The following is a 16,637-nucleotide window of genomic DNA, read 5'->3' on the forward strand; positions in this document are numbered from 1 at the left end:
CGACCCGGATCACCTTGCCGGGCGGGCCGGTCCGGCCCGCCCCACGAGCCGGCTCAGTCGGCTCTCGCGAGCCGGCTCAGCTGGAGCCGGTGAGCTGGAACGACTTGACCATCTCGTCGAAGATCGGCTTGCTCTCGGCGAACTTGGCGTCGTTGGCGGTGAGATAGAACGAGTAGACCTTCCCCTCGTGCACCACCCCACGCCACACCCCGTGCCGCTTGTCGCCGCCGTCGCCGCAGGTGTACTCGAACTCGGCGGCCGACTTGCCGGCCAGGTTCTTCTCGCCCATCGCCAGCTGCTCGTAGGGCCTGGCGCAGGAACTCGTCCGCTTGCGGAGGCCGTCCGCTGCCACTTCGACCCAGCGGCTCGAGGAGCCGCCGAACTTCTCGGTGAGGATGCGCACCTTGCGCCCCTTGTCCTGCGGGTCGACGTAGTCGATGTAGACCCCGCCGGTCGCCCGCTGCCAGCCCTTCGGCACGTTCACCCGGATGCCCCGGGCGCTGTGCTCCTGCATCGGCGGCAGCTCGCCGCCACCCGCAGCCGGTGCGCTCGGGCCGGCCTGCGGGGGTGGGGTCGACTCCGGGTCGCCGCCGCTGAACAGCGCCACCGCTCCGATCAGCAACACCACGGCCAGGCCGCCGGCCGCCGCGAGCTGGAGCTTGCGCGGCCAGCCCTTGACCGTGCCGACGAGTCGACCGCCGGCACCCTTCGCCCGGCCGAGCGCGCCACCGTCGGCCCCGCCCGGCGGCGCGGGTGGCGACGTCCACGACTGGCCGGTGCCGGGGATGGACCACTGTCCGCCGTACACCGCCTGGGTCTGCTCGGAGTTGCCGCCACCGCCGTAGATGGCCTGGGTCGGCTCCGCCGTCCCGTAGCCGGCCCGGGCCGGCTCGGGGCCCCCGCCGATGCGCTGGGTGGCGTCGGTGGTGCCGCCACCGATGCGCTGGGTGGCCTCCGGGGCGGCGCTCGGGGTGATCCGCTGGGTGGCCTCCGGCCGGCCGTACGTCCCGGCGGTCGGGCGGGTCGGCAGCGGGTCGACGGTGGGCCCGCCCGATGCCGGCATCGCATCGGTCGGGGTGTGCAGCGGGCCGGCGAACGCGTCGGCGCTGGTGTCGTCGAGGGCGGCGGCCGAGGTCGCCACCGGCTCGGGGCGTTCACCCCGGCGCAGCTTCGCCAGCCGGTCGGTCAGCGACTCACCGGCGGCCAGCATCGCCCGGCCACCGATCTGCCCGCTCGGCTTCGACTCGGCCGGCGGCGCGGTGACGGCCGGCGGCCCCGACGGGCGCTGCACCGGCACCACCGAGTACGGGTCGGTGATCGAGTTGACCGCCGTCGCCGTGCTGGTCAGCGGGCCGGCGAGCAACTCGCGCAGCATCGCCCGCGCAGTGTGCACGTCGAGCCGGCGGGCCGGGTCCTTCTCCAGCAGGCCCATCAGCACCCGGGTCAGCGGGCCGCTGCGCTGCGGGGTGGCCGGCGGGTCCTCGACGACCGCGTGCATGGTCTCGATCGGGTCGCCCTTGTCGAACGGGGGCCGCCCCTCGACCGCCGTGTAGAGGGTCACACCGAGCGAGAACAGGTCGCTGGGCGGGCCGAAATCCTGCCCCATGGCGCGCTCGGGGGAGATGAAGTGCGGCGAGCCGAGCACCATCCCGGGGGTGGTGAGCTGGACGTCGGTGGGCATCCGGGCCACCCCGAAGTCGGTCAGCACACAGCGGCCGTCGGTGCAGATCAGCACGTTCGCCGGCTTGACGTCACGGTGCAGCACCCCGTTGGCGTGCGCCACCTCCAGCGCGCCGAGCAGCGCGATGCCGATCTTGGCGACCGCGCGTCCGGCCACCGGGCCGTCCTCGATCACCATGTCGGCGAGGCTGCGGGCGTCCAGCAGCTCCATCACGATCCACGGCCGGCCACCCTCGGTGACCACGTCGTAGACCTGGACCACGGCCGGGTGCTGGATCGCGGCGGCGGCACGCGCCTCGCGCAGGGTGCGTTCGTACATCGCGTCCCGGTCGCTGGGGGCCAGCCCGGGCGGCAAAACGACCTCCTTGACCGCCACGTCGCGCCGCAGCAGGGTGTCTGTCGCGCGCCAGACCGTGCCCATGCCGCCGTTGCCCACCGAGGAGCGCAACTCGTACCGGCCGCCGATGATGGTGCCGGGTGCTGCGCGTCCGTTGGGAGGACTCACTGGTCCGCCGCTCCACGTCGGGATCTGAGTCACAGGAAAAGCCACCGGGAAAGTCGAGGGGGCTGGGACACAACGTCTCTATCTTGCTGGTTCCGACGCCCGATGCGAAACCCGACGCGGCGGACCTTTGTCCTATCCGACGCTACCGACCGCCATGCCGAACGGTGTGTACCTGGCCGTTCACCTGCCGTCGACCGATGCCGAACCGAGATGTGCGCCATCCCTCACCCCACCGATGCCGCCGGGCGTCCTACCATCCCTGGATGAGTGAAGCGCGGGCGAGCGAGTCGGGGTTCCCCATCAAGGGCGTCTACACGGCTGCGGACCTCCCCCCGGAGCTGGACTCCCGCCTCGGCGAACCGGGCCAGTACCCGTACGCCCGGGGGGTCTACCCGACGATGTACACCTCCCGGCCGTGGACGATGCGCCAGTACGCCGGCTTCGGCACCGCCACCGAGTCCAACGCGCGCTACCACCAGCTGCTGAAGGCCGGCACGATGGGCCTGTCGGTCGCCTTCGACCTGCCCACCCAGATGGGGTACGACTCCGACGACGCCATCGCGAGCGGCGAGGTGGGCAAGGTCGGGGTGGCGATCGACTCCATCGAGGACATGCGGCTGCTCTTCGCCGGCATCCCGCTGGACAAGGTCTCCACCTCGATGACCATCAACGCGCCCGGCTCGGTGCTGCTGCTGCTCTACCAGCTCGTCGCCGAGGAGAACGGCCTGTCCGGCTCGGCGCTCAACGGCACCATCCAGAACGACATCCTCAAGGAGTACATCGCCCGGGGGACGTACATCTTCCCGCCGAAGCCGTCGCTGCGGCTGGTCGCCGACACCTTCGCGTACTGCCGCAAGGAGGTGCCGAAGTGGAACACCATCTCCATCTCCGGCTACCACATGGCGGAGGCCGGGGCGACGCCCGCGCAGGAGATCGCGTTCACCCTGGCCAACGGGGTCGAGTACGTCCGGGCGGCGCTGGCCGCCGGGCTGGCGGTCGACGATTTCGCCCCCCGGTTGTCGTTCTTCTTCGTGGCCCGCACCACCCTGCTGGAGGAGGTCGCGAAGTTCCGCGCCGCCCGGCGGATCTGGGCCCGGCTGCTGCGTGACGACTTCGGCGCGAAGGACCCGAAGTCGATGATGCTGCGGTTCCACACCCAGACGGCGGGGGTGCAGCTGACCGCCCAGCAGCCCGAGGTGAACCTGGTCCGGGTGGCGGTGCAGGGGCTCGCCGCGGTGCTCGGCGGCACCCAGTCGCTGCACACCAACAGCTTCGACGAGGCGATCGCGCTGCCCACCGAGAAGGCCGCCCGGCTGGCGCTGCGTACCCAGCAGGTGCTGGCGTACGAGACGGACCTGACCGCCACCGTCGACCCGTTCGCCGGGTCGTACGTGGTGGAGGCGATGACCGCCGAGATCGAGGCGGCGGTCAACGACCTGATGGACCGGGTCTTCGACCACGGTTCGGCGGTGGACGCGATCGAGGCCGGGTTCCAGAAGCGGGAGATCGAGCAGTCGGCCTACCGGTTCGCCCAGCAGATCGACGCGGGGGAGCGGGTGGTGGTCGGGTTGAACCGCTTCCAGATCGACACCGAGGAGCCGTACGAGCCGCTGCGGGTGGACCCGACGATCGAGGCGACCCAGGCGGAACGGCTGGCCCGGCTGCGGGCCGAGCGGGACGCCGGGGCGGTCGAGCGGGCGCTGGCCGAGCTGCGGGCCGCCGCCGAGGGGGACGAGAACGTGCTCTACCCGATGAAGGAGGCGCTGCGGGCCCGGGCCACGGTGGGTGAGGTCTGCGGGCTGCTGCGCCAGGTCTGGGGGACGTACCGCCCGAGCGACCGTTTCTGACCCCGGTCCGACCGCTGCGGTCCCGGCCGGTGTGCCGCCCGCGACCCGGCGGGTGGGCCGAGCCCCACGTTGATCCGCACGGCGACCTCCGCCGGCAGTCCGCTGCCGGCAGGGGTCGCCGTCGTCGTCCGGTCTGGGCCGCTAGGGGTCGCCAGGCCGACGCGCCCGGGGCTACCGTCGGTGACAGCCTGCGGTGGTGTGCCAGGTCGGCCCGGCAGGCGGCGGGGCGGCTCGGGTGGCCGGGGCGTGCGGTGCGGGGTTCGTGGGTAAACCCGGACGGGTGGACGGGGCGGACAGCATGTCCGCGCGGGCCCGGAGACGCCGTGTCACCGTCGGGCACCGGCTGTTCACCCGGCGGCGTCGGCTAATTGTCGGACCGGCGGTCGACCGGGGCGACCAATGCGACAATTCGGGTACGACGGCCCCGGATCGGCGCCGATTTCGCGACCGCCCAATCGGTTACGCGTTGTAGGAGGTGGGGGGCAGATGACGGCGTCCGACCGCGATCTACCTGCTGTCCCGCAGATATTTGACCCCTCCCACCAGGGCTTACGTGACGCTGTGCGCTCCGATCACTACCGTAACGAGGTTGCGCAGCGTCACCGTCGGAGGTCTAGGCTGTCTGCTGTCCTCCCCGATGATCCATCCATTTCTAGTGATCGAGAATTCGACGTGACGAGTGCGTTGACGCTGCCGAACGGCAGCCAGCTGGCGTCGTCCTGGGCGGAGGCGCCGTCCGGGTCCCAGCCCCTGCCCCACGATCTGGATCACCTGCTCGCGCTGCGGGTACCCGGCCTGATCGCCACCCGCCGCCACCTCCACTCCCACCCGGAACTCTCCGGTGAGGAGTTCGAGACGGCGGCGCTGATCGCCCGGGAACTCACCCTCGCCGGGCTGCATCCCCGACTGCTGCCCAAGGGCAACGGGGTGATCTGCGACATCGACGGGCGGCCCGACGGCCCGGTCGTGGCGCTCCGCGCCGACATCGACGCCCTGCCGCTGACCGACGTCAAGGACGTCTCCTACCGGTCCACGGTGGACGGGGTGTGCCACGCCTGCGGCCATGACGTGCACACGGCCGTGCTGCTCGGCGTCGGCATGCTGCTGGCCCAGCTCGCCGACGCCGGCCAGCTCGACGGCCGGGTCCGGATGATCTTCCAGCCGGCGGAGGAGATCCTGCCCTGCGGCTCCCTGGAGGTCATCGAGGCCGGCGGCCTGGACGACGTGGTGCAGATCTTCGCCCTGCACTGTGACCCCAACCAGCCGGTGGGCCGGGTGGGGTTGCGGGTCGGTCCGATCACCGCGGCGGCCGACAACGTCACCGTCAAGCTCACCGGGCCGGGCGGGCACACCGCCCGCCCCCACCTGACCGTCGACCTGGTCGACGCGCTCGGCCGGCTGGTCACCGAGGTCCCGGCCCTGGTCACCCGCCGGGTGCCGGCCAACAGCGGGCTGCTGCTGGTGTTCGGCCACGCCTCGGCCGGCACCCGGTACAACGTCATCCCGTCCGAGGCGTGCGCGGCCGGCACCCTGCGGGTGATGGACCGCGACACCTGGGAACGGGCCCCGGAGATCGTCGCTCAGGTCGTCCGGGACGTCCTCGCGCCCACCGGCGCCACCGTCGACCTGGAATACCTGCGCGGCCGGCCACCCGTCAGCAACGACGCCCGCGCCATCGGCATCCTCACCGCCGCCACCGCCGCCGCGCTCGGCCCGGAGGGGATCGCGGAGACCCCGCAGAGCATGGGCGGCGAGGACTTCTCCTGGTATCTCGAACACGTCCCCGGTGCGCTGGCCCGGCTCGGCGTGGGCCGCGCCGGGGGCCCCACCATGGACCTGCACCGGGCGTCCTTCGACGTCGACGAGCGGGCCATCCCGGTCGGCGTGCGCGTCATGGTGCAGACCGCGCTGCGGGCACTGGCGGCGGCCCGGTAGGAGCCGGCGGGTGACCCCCGCCGCCCGGTCCACCAGGCATCGGTGCGCGTCCCCCGCCGACCGGCCCCGCCGGCGGCGGGGGCTGCCGCCGCCGGCCCCGCCGCCGCAGCACCACCACGAGCGCCGTCACGGGCACCCCGATGATCAGCAGCCAGGGCAGCAGCGCCCCGAGCACGGTGAGCAGTACGCCCATCGAGGCGAGGAAGACGGTCCAGCCGCCGCGCAGGCCCACCATGAACCCGGTCCGGTCCGCCGGTTCGTCGTCGGCCGTCGAGGCGTCCCGGCCGACGAAGGTCACCGTGATCGTGGAGAGCGCGGTCAGGTCGGCCAGCCGACGCTTCTTCGCCTCCAGCGAGGCCAGGTCCGCCTCCCGGCGGGTCACCTCGTTCTCCAACGAGACCAGCTCCGCCACCGTGTCGGCCCGGGCCAGCAGCCGGCGGGCGCTGTCCACCCGGGCCCGCTGGGTGACGATCCGGGCGTCCAGGTCGACGGTCTCCTCGGTGACGTCCTGGGTACGGATCTCCCGGCGCTGCTGCCGACCGTAGGTGGCCAACTCGTCGACGAGCGCGGTGAACTTCGCCGCCGGCACCCGCAGTTGCAGCTCCGCCTGGGCGGACGCGTCGACACTGCGACGCTGGTCGCCGCCGACGAACCCGCCGGTGGCGGTGACCGCGTCCACCGCCCGCCGGGCGGCAGCCTCCACGTCGTCCACCTGCACCCGCATCGTTCCGGTGTAGATGATCGCGCGCTGGTCGACCCGCAGGTCGGCCGCGCCCGTACCGGCCTGTCCGTTCGCCGCATCGCGGTCCGGCGCCGCGCCGCCCGGTGCCCCCTGCGCCGGCGCCTTCTCCTGCGGCGCGGAACCGGCCGAACTGCCGTCGCGGTCGCCCGCCCCGCACCCGGCCAGCAGCAGCGCCGCCAACCCGATCGCCGCCAGGGCCCGTGCCCCACCGGCCGCTGTCCCCAGTGTCATCCCCGCTCCCGTCGTCGTCCGTCCCCCGGTTCCGGGGCGATAGCTCGGACGCGGCGCACGGCCGCCCCGGTTCCGGCAGACTGCGCTGAGGACATCACGATTCGATAAGCGAGGAGTCACGATGCGGCTCACCAAGTTCTCGCACTCCTGTCTGCGCATCGAACGCGACGGGGCGGTGCTGGTCGTCGATCCGGGCGTGTTCAGCGAGGCGGCGGCGCTGGACGGGGCGGACGCGGTGCTGGTCACCCACGAACACCCCGACCACCTCGACACGGCGGCGCTCGCCCGCCGGCTGGACCGGGAACCCGTCCCGGTGTACGGCCCGGCGGCGCTCGGTGCCGTCCTCGGCGACGCCGCGGCGGCCCTCACCCCGGTCACCCCGGGTGACACGTTCACCGCCGCCGGCATCCCGGTGAGCGCCGTCGGTGGCCGGCACGCCGTGATCCACCCCGACATCCCGGTGGTGGACAACATCGGTTACCTGATCGACGGCACGGTCTACCACCCCGGCGACGCGCTGTACGTCCCCGAGGGGGTCGAGGTGGACACGCTCTTCGCCCCGATCCACGCACCCTGGTCGAAGTTCTCCGAGGTGGTCGACTTCATCCGGGCGGTCGCCCCGCGCCGGGCGTACGCCCTGCACGACGCGCTGCTCAACGACAACGGGTACGGCGTGCTCGACCGGCAGTACACCGCGCTGTCCCGCACCGACTACCAGCGGCTGGAGCCGGGCAGCCGGATCGACGCCTGAGCCGTGGCCGTCGACGACGAGTCCACGCTGGCCCGGCAGCTCTACCGCACCCCGCCCGACCGGTTCGTGGCCGCCCGGGACGCCGCCGTCGCCGAGGCCCGCCGGGTCGGGGACGTCGCCACCGCCCGGCGGATCGCCGGATGGAAGCGGCCCACGGTGGCGGCCTGGCTGGTGAACCTGCTCGCCCTGGACCGGCCCGAGCTGGTCGCCGACCTCGGGCCGCTGGCCGAGGCGCTGCGCACCGCCCAACGCGATCTCGAGGGTGCCCGGCTGCGGGAGTTGTCCGCCCAGCGGCGGGAACTGGTCGCCGCGCTGGTCACCGAGGTACGCCGGATCGTCGCCGACATTCCCGACGCACCGCCGGCCACCCGACTACCACTGGCCGAGGTCGAGGCCACCCTGCACGCCGCGCTCGCCGACACCGGGGTGGCCGGGCAGGTCCGGTCCGGACGGCTGCTGCGGGCGGTGCACCACTCCGGGTTCGGCGAGGTGCCCCGCCCCCAGCTGCGGCTGGTCACCGGCGGCGTCGCCGAGGAGGCGACCGGTGGCAGGGCGGCGGCTGGTGGTGGCGCGCGGGCGGCCGGGGGTGGGACGGCGGCCGGTGGTGCCGGGGCGGCGGCTGGCCGCGTACCGGCGCGGGAGGCGGACCGGGGCGGTGCGCGACGGGCCCGTGACGAGCGGGTGGCGACGCGGGCCGCCCAGGCCGAACGGGCCAGGCGTCGCCGCGCGTTGGACCGGGAGTTGGCGGCGGCGCGGGCCGCCCAGCGGCAGGCGGAGCAGGACCTGGACGGTGCGGCGACGGCCGAGCGGGCGGGTGCCGACGCGCTCGACCGGATCGAGGGGGAACTGGCCGAACTGGAACGCCGCCGGGCCGCCGCCGAACAGGAGCTGAGCCGGGCCAAACTGGCCCGTCGGGCGGCTGAGCGGGCACTCACCGCCGCCCGCCGCCGCACCGGGGAGGTCGAGGGGGTGATCGAGGCGGCGGACGCCGAGGAGGCGGACCCCACGGCGGACGCTGAGGGGGCAGACTGAACACGATGAATGCGTGCATCGGGCGGTCGGGATGACGCCGGAACAGGTCGCCGCCGGCAGCAAACCCGCCGTGCTGGAGCTGGGGGAGCTGTTCAGCCGCTGCCCGGGGACCCTGCGGCGGGCCAGGACGATGGGTATTCCCGGCTGGGCGTTCTATGTCACCGGGCGGGCCGGCGCGTTGGGTGACATCCGCGCCGAGACGGTGGCGGCGGCGCTGGGGTTCCTCGCCCCGGAGGCCGTCGCCGACGGGTGGGACACCGCCGTGCGGGTGGTCCGACCGTTGGAGGTGGCCACCGCGAACCTGACCGAGTGCTGCCGGTGGGGTGCCCAGCACCTCGACGACCTGCCCGACACACCCCGGCTGACGGCCCTGCTGGAACGGGTGGTGGCCGCCGCCGACGCGACCGGCATGCCGCTCTTCGCGGCCTGGCGGGCCATGCCGCTGCCCGAGCACACCGAGGGGGCCCGCGCTGCCGTGGCACTGCTGCTGTTGCGGGAACACTTCGTCGGGGCCTACCTGCTGGCGGTGCGGGCGGCCGGGATGACACCGCTGGAGGCCGTACTGGCCGGGCCGGAGGGGGAGGCCGGGGCGGCGGCGTGCGGGTGGTCTCCGCCGTACCCGCCGGTCGGGCCGTTGGTGCGGCGTCGGCTCTGGGCCGAGGCGGTGACCGACCGGTTGGCCTCGGCCGGGTTCCGGGCGCTCCCCCCGGCCGAGGGCCGGGAGCTGATCGAGTTGCTCACCGACGTGCGGGCCCGGCTCCGCGCCGAAGCGGACGGCTGACCGATCCCGGCCGGCCCGGTGCGGCCGGTCCCGGCGCGGCCCGGTGCGGCCGGTCCCGGCGCGGCCCGGTGCGGCCGGTCCCGGCGCGGCCCGGTGCGGCCGGTCCCAGCCGGCCCGGTGCGGTGCGGCCGGTCCCAGCCCGGTCCGGCCCGGCCCGGTGCGACCGGCAGTTCGGTGCGACCGGTCGGCGACCCGAAAAATCAGCGGCGGGGTGGCGGGCTGGCTGCCAGGATCTGCGGCGTGACGCTCCCCGCCGGCTGGACCGCCCGCCGCCCCACCCTGGACGACGTGCCCGCGCTGCTCGCCGTGGTGCACGCCGCCGACACGTTCGCCATCGGCCACCCCGACTTCGACGCCGACGACGTCCGGGCCGCGCTGACCGCGCCGTTCTTCGACCCGCAGCACGACTCCTGGGTCCTGACCGATCCTGATCAGCAGGTGGTCGGCTGGACCCTTGTCGACAACCCGACCGGGGTGGGCCGCGAATACCTCGACGTCTTCGTCGATCCGGAGCGCGCGACGGAGCAGCGGGCCGTGCTGCTCGACCGGATGCTGCGCCGGATCGCCGAACGCGCCACCGAGCGGGGCCGGCCCGCGCTGACCGTCCGCGCCGCCGCCTGCCCGCCGGAGACCCGCTGGGCCGGTGAGCTGACCGCCGCCGGTTTCACCCGGGCCAAACGGTACCTGCGGATGAGCCAGTCGCTGGCCGACCTGCCCGCCGAGCCGCCACCTCCACCCGGGGTGACCGTCCGGCCGCTGCGCCCCGACGACGAGGCCGACCTACGGCTGTTCCACCGGATCCACGACACGGCGTTCCGGGACACCCCGGACTACGAGCCGATCGGCTTCGAGGGCTGGCGGGACCGGCTCACCGACGGCGGGCGGGTCTGGGACGAGTGGTTCCTCGCCGAGGTCGACGGCGAGCCGGCGGGCGCGCTCAACTCGTCCGACCAGGCGCTGGAACAGGACATGGGCTGGGTGCGCACGCTGTCGGTGCTGCCCGCGTACCGGCGGCGCGGGGTGGGGGCGGCGCTGCTGCGGCGGGCGTTCGCCGTCTACGCGGCCAAGGGCCGGGGTCACGCCGGGCTGGGGTTCGACCTGGCCAACCCCACGACGCCGGTCACCCTCTACCGCGCGGTGGGGCTACGCGAGACCCGCTGGATCGATCTGTACGAGCGGAGCGTGCCCGCCACCTGACCGGCCCGGCACGCGCCGGCCGCCCCGGTGCGTGCCCGGCTGTCCCGGCCGGCCCGGTGTGTGCCGGAGCTGACGCCCGACGGGGTCGCCGTCGGGCGTCAGCGACGCCGGTAGCACACTGGACGGGTGCGACACGCGTTACGCCGAGGCGGTGCCGGTGGGGCGGGACCGCAGCTCGGAGACGTAGTCGTCGGGTGCGCCCGCCTTCTCGGCGGCGTTGGCGATCTCCGACAGGTACCAGGCGGTCGGCAGGCCGCCCTCGTAGCCGTCGAAGACGTACACCCAGGCGGTCACGTCACCGTCCAGCGTCAAGACCCGCACGGTGAGTTTGCGGTACGTGCCGGCGGTGACGCCCTCCAACTCGTCGAGCTGAGCGGCGTCGTACGGGTCGATGTCGTAGAGCGCCACGAAGACCCGGTCGCCCGGGGACTCGACCACGGTGCTGACGGACCCCTCCCAGCCGATCACGTCCTCGCCCGCGAAGGTCAGCCGCCACCCCTCCAGCCAGCCGACGCCCACCATCGGCGAATGCGGACAGTAGGCACGCATCCGGGCAGGGTCCAGGTTTGAGCCGTAGGCCGCGTAGTGACGCACGGCGATGACGATAGCCCGGCAGACGGGTGGGGGAGAATACGACGGTGCGTGTCGCACGGGTTCGGGAGAAGAAAGTCACTGTGAACACCGAGAGAGGGCGAGGGCTGTGAGCCACATCGTGATCATCGGCGGGGGGCCGGCCGGCTACGAGGCGGCCCTGGTCGCCGCCCAGCTGGACGCCGACGTCACCGTGGTGGAGGCCGACGGCGCCGGAGGTGCCTGCGTACTCTCCGACTGTGTCCCGTCGAAGACCTTCATCGCCAGCTCGGAGGTGGTGACCGGCTACCGGGACACCGAGGCGTTCGGCATCCACTCCGACGGCCTGGAGGCGGTCACGGTCGACGCCCGGGCCGTGCACGAGCGGGTGAAGCGGCTCGCCCTGGCCCAGTCCGCCGACATCCACGCCAAGCTGATCAAGGCCGGGGTGACCTTCGTCGCGGGCACCGCCCGACTCGGCGAGGACACCCTGGGTCACACCCACCGGGTCGTCGTCACCCCGACCGACGGTGGCGAGGAATACTCGATCGCCGCGTCCACCGTGCTGGTCGCGACCGGCGCCACCCCGCGTCAGCTGCCCACCGCGTTGCCCGACGGGGAGCGCATCCTCACCTGGCGGCAGGTGTACGACCTGCCCGAGTTGCCCAGCCACCTGATCGTGGTGGGGTCCGGCGTCACCGGTGCCGAGTTCGCCAGCGCCTACCAGGCGATGGGGGTCGAGGTGACGTTGGTCTCCAGCCGGGACCGGGTGATGCCGCACGAGGACGCCGACGCGGCGATGGCCATCGAGCAGGTCTTCCGCAGCCGGGGCATGAGCATCCTCAACAACTCCCGGGCGGACGCGGTCCGGCGTACCGACGACGGGGTGGAGGTGGTCCTCTCCGACGGGCGGGTGGTGACCGGTTCGCACGCCCTGATCGCCGTCGGCTCGATCCCGAACACCGCCGGCCTCGGCCTGGCCGAGTACGGCGTCGAGCTGGCCAAGGGCGGTTACGTCACGGTCGACCGGGTGTCGCGTACCAACGTCCCCGGCATCTACGCCGCCGGCGACTGCACCGGCGTGCTGCCGCTGGCCAGCGTGGCCGCCATGCAGGGCCGGATCGCGATGTGGCACGCCCTCGGCGAGGCGGTCCGGCCGCTGCGGCTGCGGACCGTCGCCGCGAACGTCTTCACCGACCCGGAGCTGGCCACCGTGGGTGTCTCGCAGGACGAGGCGGACGCCGGCCGGACCCTGGCCCGTCAGGTGATGCTGCCGCTGACCGGCAACGCCCGGGCGAAGATGGACGACCTGGCCGACGGCTTCGTCAAACTGTTCTGCCGTCCGTCGACCGGTCAGGTGATCGGCGGGGTGGTGGTGGCCCCCAAGGCCAGCGAGCTGATCCTGCCGATCACGATGGCGATCGAGAACAACCTCACCGTCAACGAGTTGGCCCAGACCATCACCATCTATCCGAGCCTGTCCGGTTCGATCACCGAGGCGGCCCGCCAGCTGATGCTGCACGAACTCGAATGACCCGGTGACCTCGGCGGGCGTCGGTCGAGCAGCTGACCGACGCCCGACCGTGCGACGTCAGCCGCAGTGGAGGCTGACGTGCGTTGCCGGTCGACCGACAAGCCGACCGGCGGTGGCATCTCAGGCCACGTTGAGTTGGATGTTCCCGATGCGGACGACCACGTCCACCTGGCCGCCAAGTCCGGTGACGTACGCGCGAAGGGTCTCCAGGCTGGTGTGTTCGCCGGTCTCGATCTGGCTGATCCTGGCCTGGGACAGGCCGGATGCTTCGGCGAGTTGCTGCTGGGTCATGCCGAGCTGCCGGCGGATCTCGGCCAGTTGCGCGCCGCTCACCGAGGCGAGCATCTTTTCGCGGAACCGGCTGCGCCGGGCGATCCGCTCGGGGTCCTCCCAGGAGGGGTCCAGCTCGCGGGCCTTGGCTTTGACCTCACGCCAGTCGGATCCGTTGCTCATCGTCCACCTCAGGATGCAGTCTGATGTCCCACACCCCGTCAATATAAGCAAACCTTATGCCGGTGGGGATGTGGACGCGCTCAGGTCGGTGCGGGTGTCCCGGCTGGCGGCGCGGGCGCTGAGCAGGGTCATCGTCCAGCCGGCCGCCCCGAACCCGACCGCCGCTGCTGCCGCGACCAGCCCCAACCGCCAGGCCGATCCGGTGAGCGCGGTGCCACCGAGGTGGCCCACCATGGCCCCGTAACTGGCCCAGCCGACGGCGGCCAGCGCCTCGTAGCAGAGGAACAGCCGGTAGGGGTAGCGGCTGCGGCCGGCGGAGAAGCAGGCCGCCATCCGGCCGCCGGGCACGAACCGGCAGAGCAGGATGGTCAGCGGTCCGGGGCGGCGCAGCCCCCGGGTGACCCGACCGGCGACCCGACGGGCCCGACCGGGTGCGACGTGCCGGGCCTGTCGCCGGTCCGGGGCGCTGCGGCCGAGCAGGTAGCAGGCGAGGTCGCCGACGAAGACGCCGAGCGCCCCGACGCCGATGGTCAACGGCAGGCTCAGCCCACCCACCACGGTGAGCGCACCGCCGGTGATCATGACGGCCTGGGTGGGGATGACCGGCACGAAGGCGTCCGCGACGAGCAGGCCCATCAGCAGCAGGTACGCCAGCAGGGGCGATGCGACGTCAGTGAGTAGCTCGGGCACGACTGCCACCTCGCCGGTCAGGGCCGATTCCAGGCACCGAGCCTCCCGGTGGCTTCGCCCGCACCGGCGACCGGACCGGCCGGTGGTGACCACGGACACCACCGGTGCCTGCTGGGGAGACCGCGCGACTGCGCGCCGTGTGCCACCGGTAGCAGCGGGGAGGGCCGCCTGCCGTCTGCCGCTCGCGGTCCGCCGTTCGCCGCTCGCCGCCCGGAGGGGGTCGGCGGATCGTCGGTCGTCGGCGTACCGTTGGGTACGCGGCCCCCCACCCGTCGGGTCCCCCGTTCCTGACGAGCGGGCCGCCGTGGGTCGCCGGCAGGTCCCGTGCCGGCGACCCTCCTAATCTCCGCCCCGGTGAACCCGGACAGCCGCGTGCTGACCAGCGGGAACGCCACACCGGTGAGCGTCGGATCCGGTCCGGTCCCCCGCTCTGCGCCGGCCACGGATGATGATCGTTGATCATGACGGCTGTCGATTCTGACGATGGCAACTGAGCCAACCGTATCGCCGTCACCGGCCCGGACCCGGTGATTGACCCCAGCCGCGCGGCGACGACCCGGCGGGTCGGACCGGTGCCGCCGGCCCGGCCCCGGCTGCGCCGGTCACCCGCACCCGGTCGAGCCGGGCACCCTCCCCCTTCCCGGCGGTCGGCCGCGCGGGTCGTACGACGTCTCACGGCCGTCACAGCGGCGTCGCGCCGCTACCGGCCGACCGGTGATCATCGTTCGGACACACCGGCTGTCGGCCCGGGGACACGACGCCCCACCCGCCGGTGTCGCCCGGATAGCGTTCCGGGCTCAACCGACATTCCTTTCGGAGGCTCGTAGATGGTTTCCATCCTGGTGCGGGGCGCGCTCGCCGTGACCCTGGCGCTCGGCAGCACCCTCGTCGTCGTGACCGGCCCGGCCGAGGCGGCGGCGACGAAGTACAAGAACTGCACCGAACTGAACAAGAAGTACAAGCACGGGGTGGGCAAGAAGGGCGCGAAGGACAAGGTCCGGGGCAGCACCAAGCCGGTCACGAACTTCACCGTGTCGGATTCGGTCTACGCGAAGAACACCCACCTGGACCGGGACAAGGACAAGGTCGCCTGCGAGAAGCGCTGACCGTGCCGCAGCGGATCGCAGGGCCGGACCGCAGCGCCGGACCGCAGCGCCGGACCGCGCCGCGCCGCGCGCCGTGCCGGACAGCGCGGGGCCGGGGGGACCGCGCGCCGCAGGCCGGTCGGCCGTAAAGCGTTCGCCCCGGGCGTCGCCGGGCTCGTACGGTGACGGTATGCGCAGTGCTGTGGTGACCACGACGCCGGGAGATCCCGGCGTGCCGCACTGACGTTCACCGTCGACGAGGCCCCGGGCGATCCGCCCGGGGCCTCGTGGCGTCGCGGGCACGGTCGCCTCCGGGTCGTACCCGATCAAGGAGCGCGACATGATCGACCACCGTAGGCTCGGCCGCGAACTGGACCTGTTCGTCTCCGATCCGCTCGCGGGGGCCGGGCTGCCGATCTGGCTGCCGGCCGGCGCGGCGGCCCGGCACGCCGTCGAGGAGTACGTCCGCGAGCTGGAACGCCGGGCCGGCTACCAGCACGTCTACTCGCCACCGCTGGGCCGGCGGGAGTTGTTCGCGCTGTCCGGGCACCTCGGCCACTTCGCCGACGAGATGTTCCCACCGATGCGGATGGGTGACGACGAGTTGCTGCTCCGGCCGGCGCTCTGCCCGCACCACGCACTGGTCTACCGGGCCCGGGGCCGCTCCTACCGGGAGTTGCCGCTGCGCGTCGGCGAGCTGGGCGGGATGTACCGGGCGGAACGGTCCGGGGTGCTCGGCGGGCTGGCCCGGGTGCGGGCGATCTCGCTCAACGACGCGCACAACTTCTGCACCCTGGAGCAGGTCGGCGACGAGGTGCGGGAGATCCTGCGGCTGATCCACCAGGCGCACGCGGCGCTCGGCGTCCGCCCGGCCGGGTTCCGGTTGTCGCTGCGCGGGCCGGGCGCGAAGTACGTCGGGGACGACGCGTCCTGGGCGCGCGCCGAGGAGCTGCTCCGGGCCGCCCTCGACGGGGTGGACCACGTGGAGGTCCCCGGTGAGGCCGCCTTCTACGGCCCGAAGATCGACATCCAGATCATCGACGCGGCCGGCCGGGAGTCGACCATCTCCACCGTGCAGATCGACTTCGACAAGCCGGAGAAGTTCGACCTGTCGTACACCGATGCGGCCGGTGCCCGGCGACGACCGGTGCTGGTGCACCGCAGCCTGGTCGGGAGCATGGAGCGGCTGTTCGCCTACCTGATCGAGGCGCACGAGGGCGCCTTCCCGCCCTGGTACGCCCCGGTGCAGCTGCTGCTCCTGCCGGTCGACGCCGGGCAGGCCGACGCGGTGGACCGGGTGGCCCGCCGGGCGGTCGACGCCGGGCTGCGGGTCGAGGTGGACGCGGGCGGTTCGCTGGGTGCCCGGGTCCGCGACGCGGCCCGCCGCCGGGTGCCGTACGTCGGGGTGGTCGGGGCCCGCGAGGCCGCCGACGACGCGGTGGCCCTGCGGCTGCGCGACGGTCGCAGCCTCGACCCGATGCCGGCGGCGGACGCGGTGCGGCTGATCGGCGCGGTGGTCGCGGCCCGCTCGGCGCAACTGCTCCCCGCCGGCTGACGGTGCGGGGGCCGGAGGGTCGTCCCCCCGGCCCCCGCACCGGTCTGTC

14 protein-coding genes are annotated in these 16,637 nt (G+C 73.6%); 9 read left to right on the forward strand and 5 right to left on the reverse strand.

Annotated elements, in window-relative coordinates:
• Positions 1-76: 76 nt before the first annotated feature.
• Positions 77-2,218, reverse strand: a complete 2,142-nt coding sequence (locus AB0C22_RS19275; RefSeq protein WP_357536351.1) for a protein kinase — start codon at positions 2,216-2,218, stop codon at positions 77-79.
• 230 nt (positions 2,219-2,448) lie between these two features.
• On the opposite strand from AB0C22_RS19275, the gene AB0C22_RS19280 reads away from it, so the two are divergent.
• Together AB0C22_RS19280 and AB0C22_RS19285 are read left to right on the forward strand one after the other, a co-directional pair.
• On the forward strand, positions 2,449-4,032 hold the full coding sequence (locus AB0C22_RS19280; RefSeq protein ID WP_219467006.1) for a methylmalonyl-CoA mutase family protein: 1,584 nt from the start codon (positions 2,449-2,451) through the stop codon (positions 4,030-4,032).
• A gap of 672 nt (positions 4,033-4,704) precedes the next feature.
• Positions 4,705-5,967: an amidohydrolase gene (locus tag AB0C22_RS19285; protein WP_208568617.1), complete on the forward strand. Its 1,263-nt coding sequence runs from the start codon at positions 4,705-4,707 to the stop codon at positions 5,965-5,967.
• Here the strand turns inward: AB0C22_RS19285 and AB0C22_RS19290 are convergent.
• On the reverse strand, positions 5,924-6,940 hold the full coding sequence (locus AB0C22_RS19290) for a DUF4349 domain-containing protein (protein ID WP_219467009.1): 1,017 nt from the start codon (positions 6,938-6,940) through the stop codon (positions 5,924-5,926). The genes AB0C22_RS19285 and AB0C22_RS19290 overlap by 44 nt on opposite strands.
• 121 nt (positions 6,941-7,061) lie before the next feature.
• Between AB0C22_RS19290 and AB0C22_RS19295 the strand changes: the two genes are divergently transcribed.
• The 4 genes from AB0C22_RS19295 (at position 7,062) to AB0C22_RS19310 (ending at position 10,701) form a co-directional block, all read left to right on the forward strand.
• Positions 7,062-7,691 (forward strand): MBL fold metallo-hydrolase, encoded by a 630-nt coding sequence (locus tag AB0C22_RS19295; RefSeq protein ID WP_219467010.1) that lies wholly within the window; start codon positions 7,062-7,064, stop codon positions 7,689-7,691.
• A gap of 3 nt (positions 7,692-7,694) precedes the next feature.
• Positions 7,695-8,723, forward strand: a complete 1,029-nt coding sequence (locus AB0C22_RS19300) for a hypothetical protein (protein WP_357536212.1) — start codon at positions 7,695-7,697, stop codon at positions 8,721-8,723.
• A gap of 31 nt (positions 8,724-8,754) precedes the next feature.
• On the forward strand, positions 8,755-9,504 hold the full coding sequence (locus AB0C22_RS19305; RefSeq protein ID WP_208568668.1) for a hypothetical protein: 750 nt from the start codon (positions 8,755-8,757) through the stop codon (positions 9,502-9,504).
• A gap of 240 nt (positions 9,505-9,744) precedes the next feature.
• Entirely contained in the window at positions 9,745-10,701 is a 957-nt protein-coding gene (locus AB0C22_RS19310) for a GNAT family N-acetyltransferase (protein ID WP_357536214.1), read from the forward strand.
• Positions 10,702-10,839: 138 nt separating this feature from the next.
• Here the strand turns inward: AB0C22_RS19310 and AB0C22_RS19315 are convergent, their stop codons facing one another.
• Positions 10,840-11,295, reverse strand: coding sequence for a gamma-glutamylcyclotransferase (locus AB0C22_RS19315; protein WP_208568612.1), 456 nt, complete (start codon positions 11,293-11,295; stop codon positions 10,840-10,842).
• Positions 11,296-11,401: 106 nt separating this feature from the next.
• On the opposite strand from AB0C22_RS19315, the gene AB0C22_RS19320 reads away from it, so the two are divergent.
• A complete protein-coding gene (locus AB0C22_RS19320) occupies positions 11,402-12,805 on the forward strand; it encodes an NAD(P)H-quinone dehydrogenase (protein WP_219467012.1) in 1,404 nt (467 codons plus the stop codon).
• A gap of 120 nt (positions 12,806-12,925) precedes the next feature.
• Here the strand turns inward: AB0C22_RS19320 and AB0C22_RS19325 are convergent, their stop codons facing one another.
• Positions 12,926-13,258, reverse strand: coding sequence for a helix-turn-helix transcriptional regulator (locus AB0C22_RS19325; RefSeq protein WP_219467021.1), 333 nt, complete (start codon positions 13,256-13,258; stop codon positions 12,926-12,928).
• A gap of 54 nt (positions 13,259-13,312) precedes the next feature.
• A complete protein-coding gene (locus tag AB0C22_RS19330) occupies positions 13,313-13,948 on the reverse strand; it encodes a DedA family protein (RefSeq protein WP_219467023.1) in 636 nt (211 codons plus the stop codon).
• 827 nt (positions 13,949-14,775) lie between these two features.
• Here AB0C22_RS19330 and AB0C22_RS19335 point away from each other — a divergent pair.
• Both AB0C22_RS19335 and thrS read left to right on the forward strand, forming a co-directional pair.
• Positions 14,776-15,054, forward strand: coding sequence for an excalibur calcium-binding domain-containing protein (locus AB0C22_RS19335; RefSeq protein ID WP_208568609.1), 279 nt, complete (start codon positions 14,776-14,778; stop codon positions 15,052-15,054).
• A 319-nt stretch (positions 15,055-15,373) separates the two neighbouring features.
• Positions 15,374-16,588 (forward strand): threonine--tRNA ligase, encoded by a 1,215-nt coding sequence (gene thrS / locus AB0C22_RS19340; RefSeq protein ID WP_357536217.1) that lies wholly within the window; start codon positions 15,374-15,376, stop codon positions 16,586-16,588.
• The last annotated feature ends 49 nt before the right edge of the window (positions 16,589-16,637 follow it).

The sequence above is a fragment of the Micromonospora sp. NPDC048894 genome (assembly GCF_040649765.1).
GTDB classification, from domain to species: Bacteria; Actinomycetota; Actinomycetes; order Mycobacteriales; family Micromonosporaceae; genus Micromonospora; species Micromonospora antibiotica.

Excerpts from the sequence above, each read along its gene's own strand:
- AB0C22_RS19290 (WP_219467009.1), bottom strand. The coding sequence starts at position 6,940 with ATGACACTGGGGACAGCGGCCGGTGGGGCACGGGCCCTGGCGGCGATC.
- AB0C22_RS19280 (WP_219467006.1), top strand. The coding sequence starts at position 2,449 with ATGAGTGAAGCGCGGGCGAGCGAGTCGGGGTTCCCCATCAAGGGCGTC.
- thrS (WP_357536217.1), top strand. The coding sequence starts at position 15,374 with ATGATCGACCACCGTAGGCTCGGCCGCGAACTGGACCTGTTCGTCTCC.
- AB0C22_RS19325 (WP_219467021.1), bottom strand. The coding sequence starts at position 13,258 with ATGAGCAACGGATCCGACTGGCGTGAGGTCAAAGCCAAGGCCCGCGAG.
- AB0C22_RS19295 (WP_219467010.1), top strand. The coding sequence starts at position 7,062 with ATGCGGCTCACCAAGTTCTCGCACTCCTGTCTGCGCATCGAACGCGAC.
- AB0C22_RS19305 (WP_208568668.1), top strand. The coding sequence starts at position 8,755 with ATGACGCCGGAACAGGTCGCCGCCGGCAGCAAACCCGCCGTGCTGGAG.
- AB0C22_RS19335 (WP_208568609.1), top strand. The coding sequence starts at position 14,776 with ATGGTTTCCATCCTGGTGCGGGGCGCGCTCGCCGTGACCCTGGCGCTC.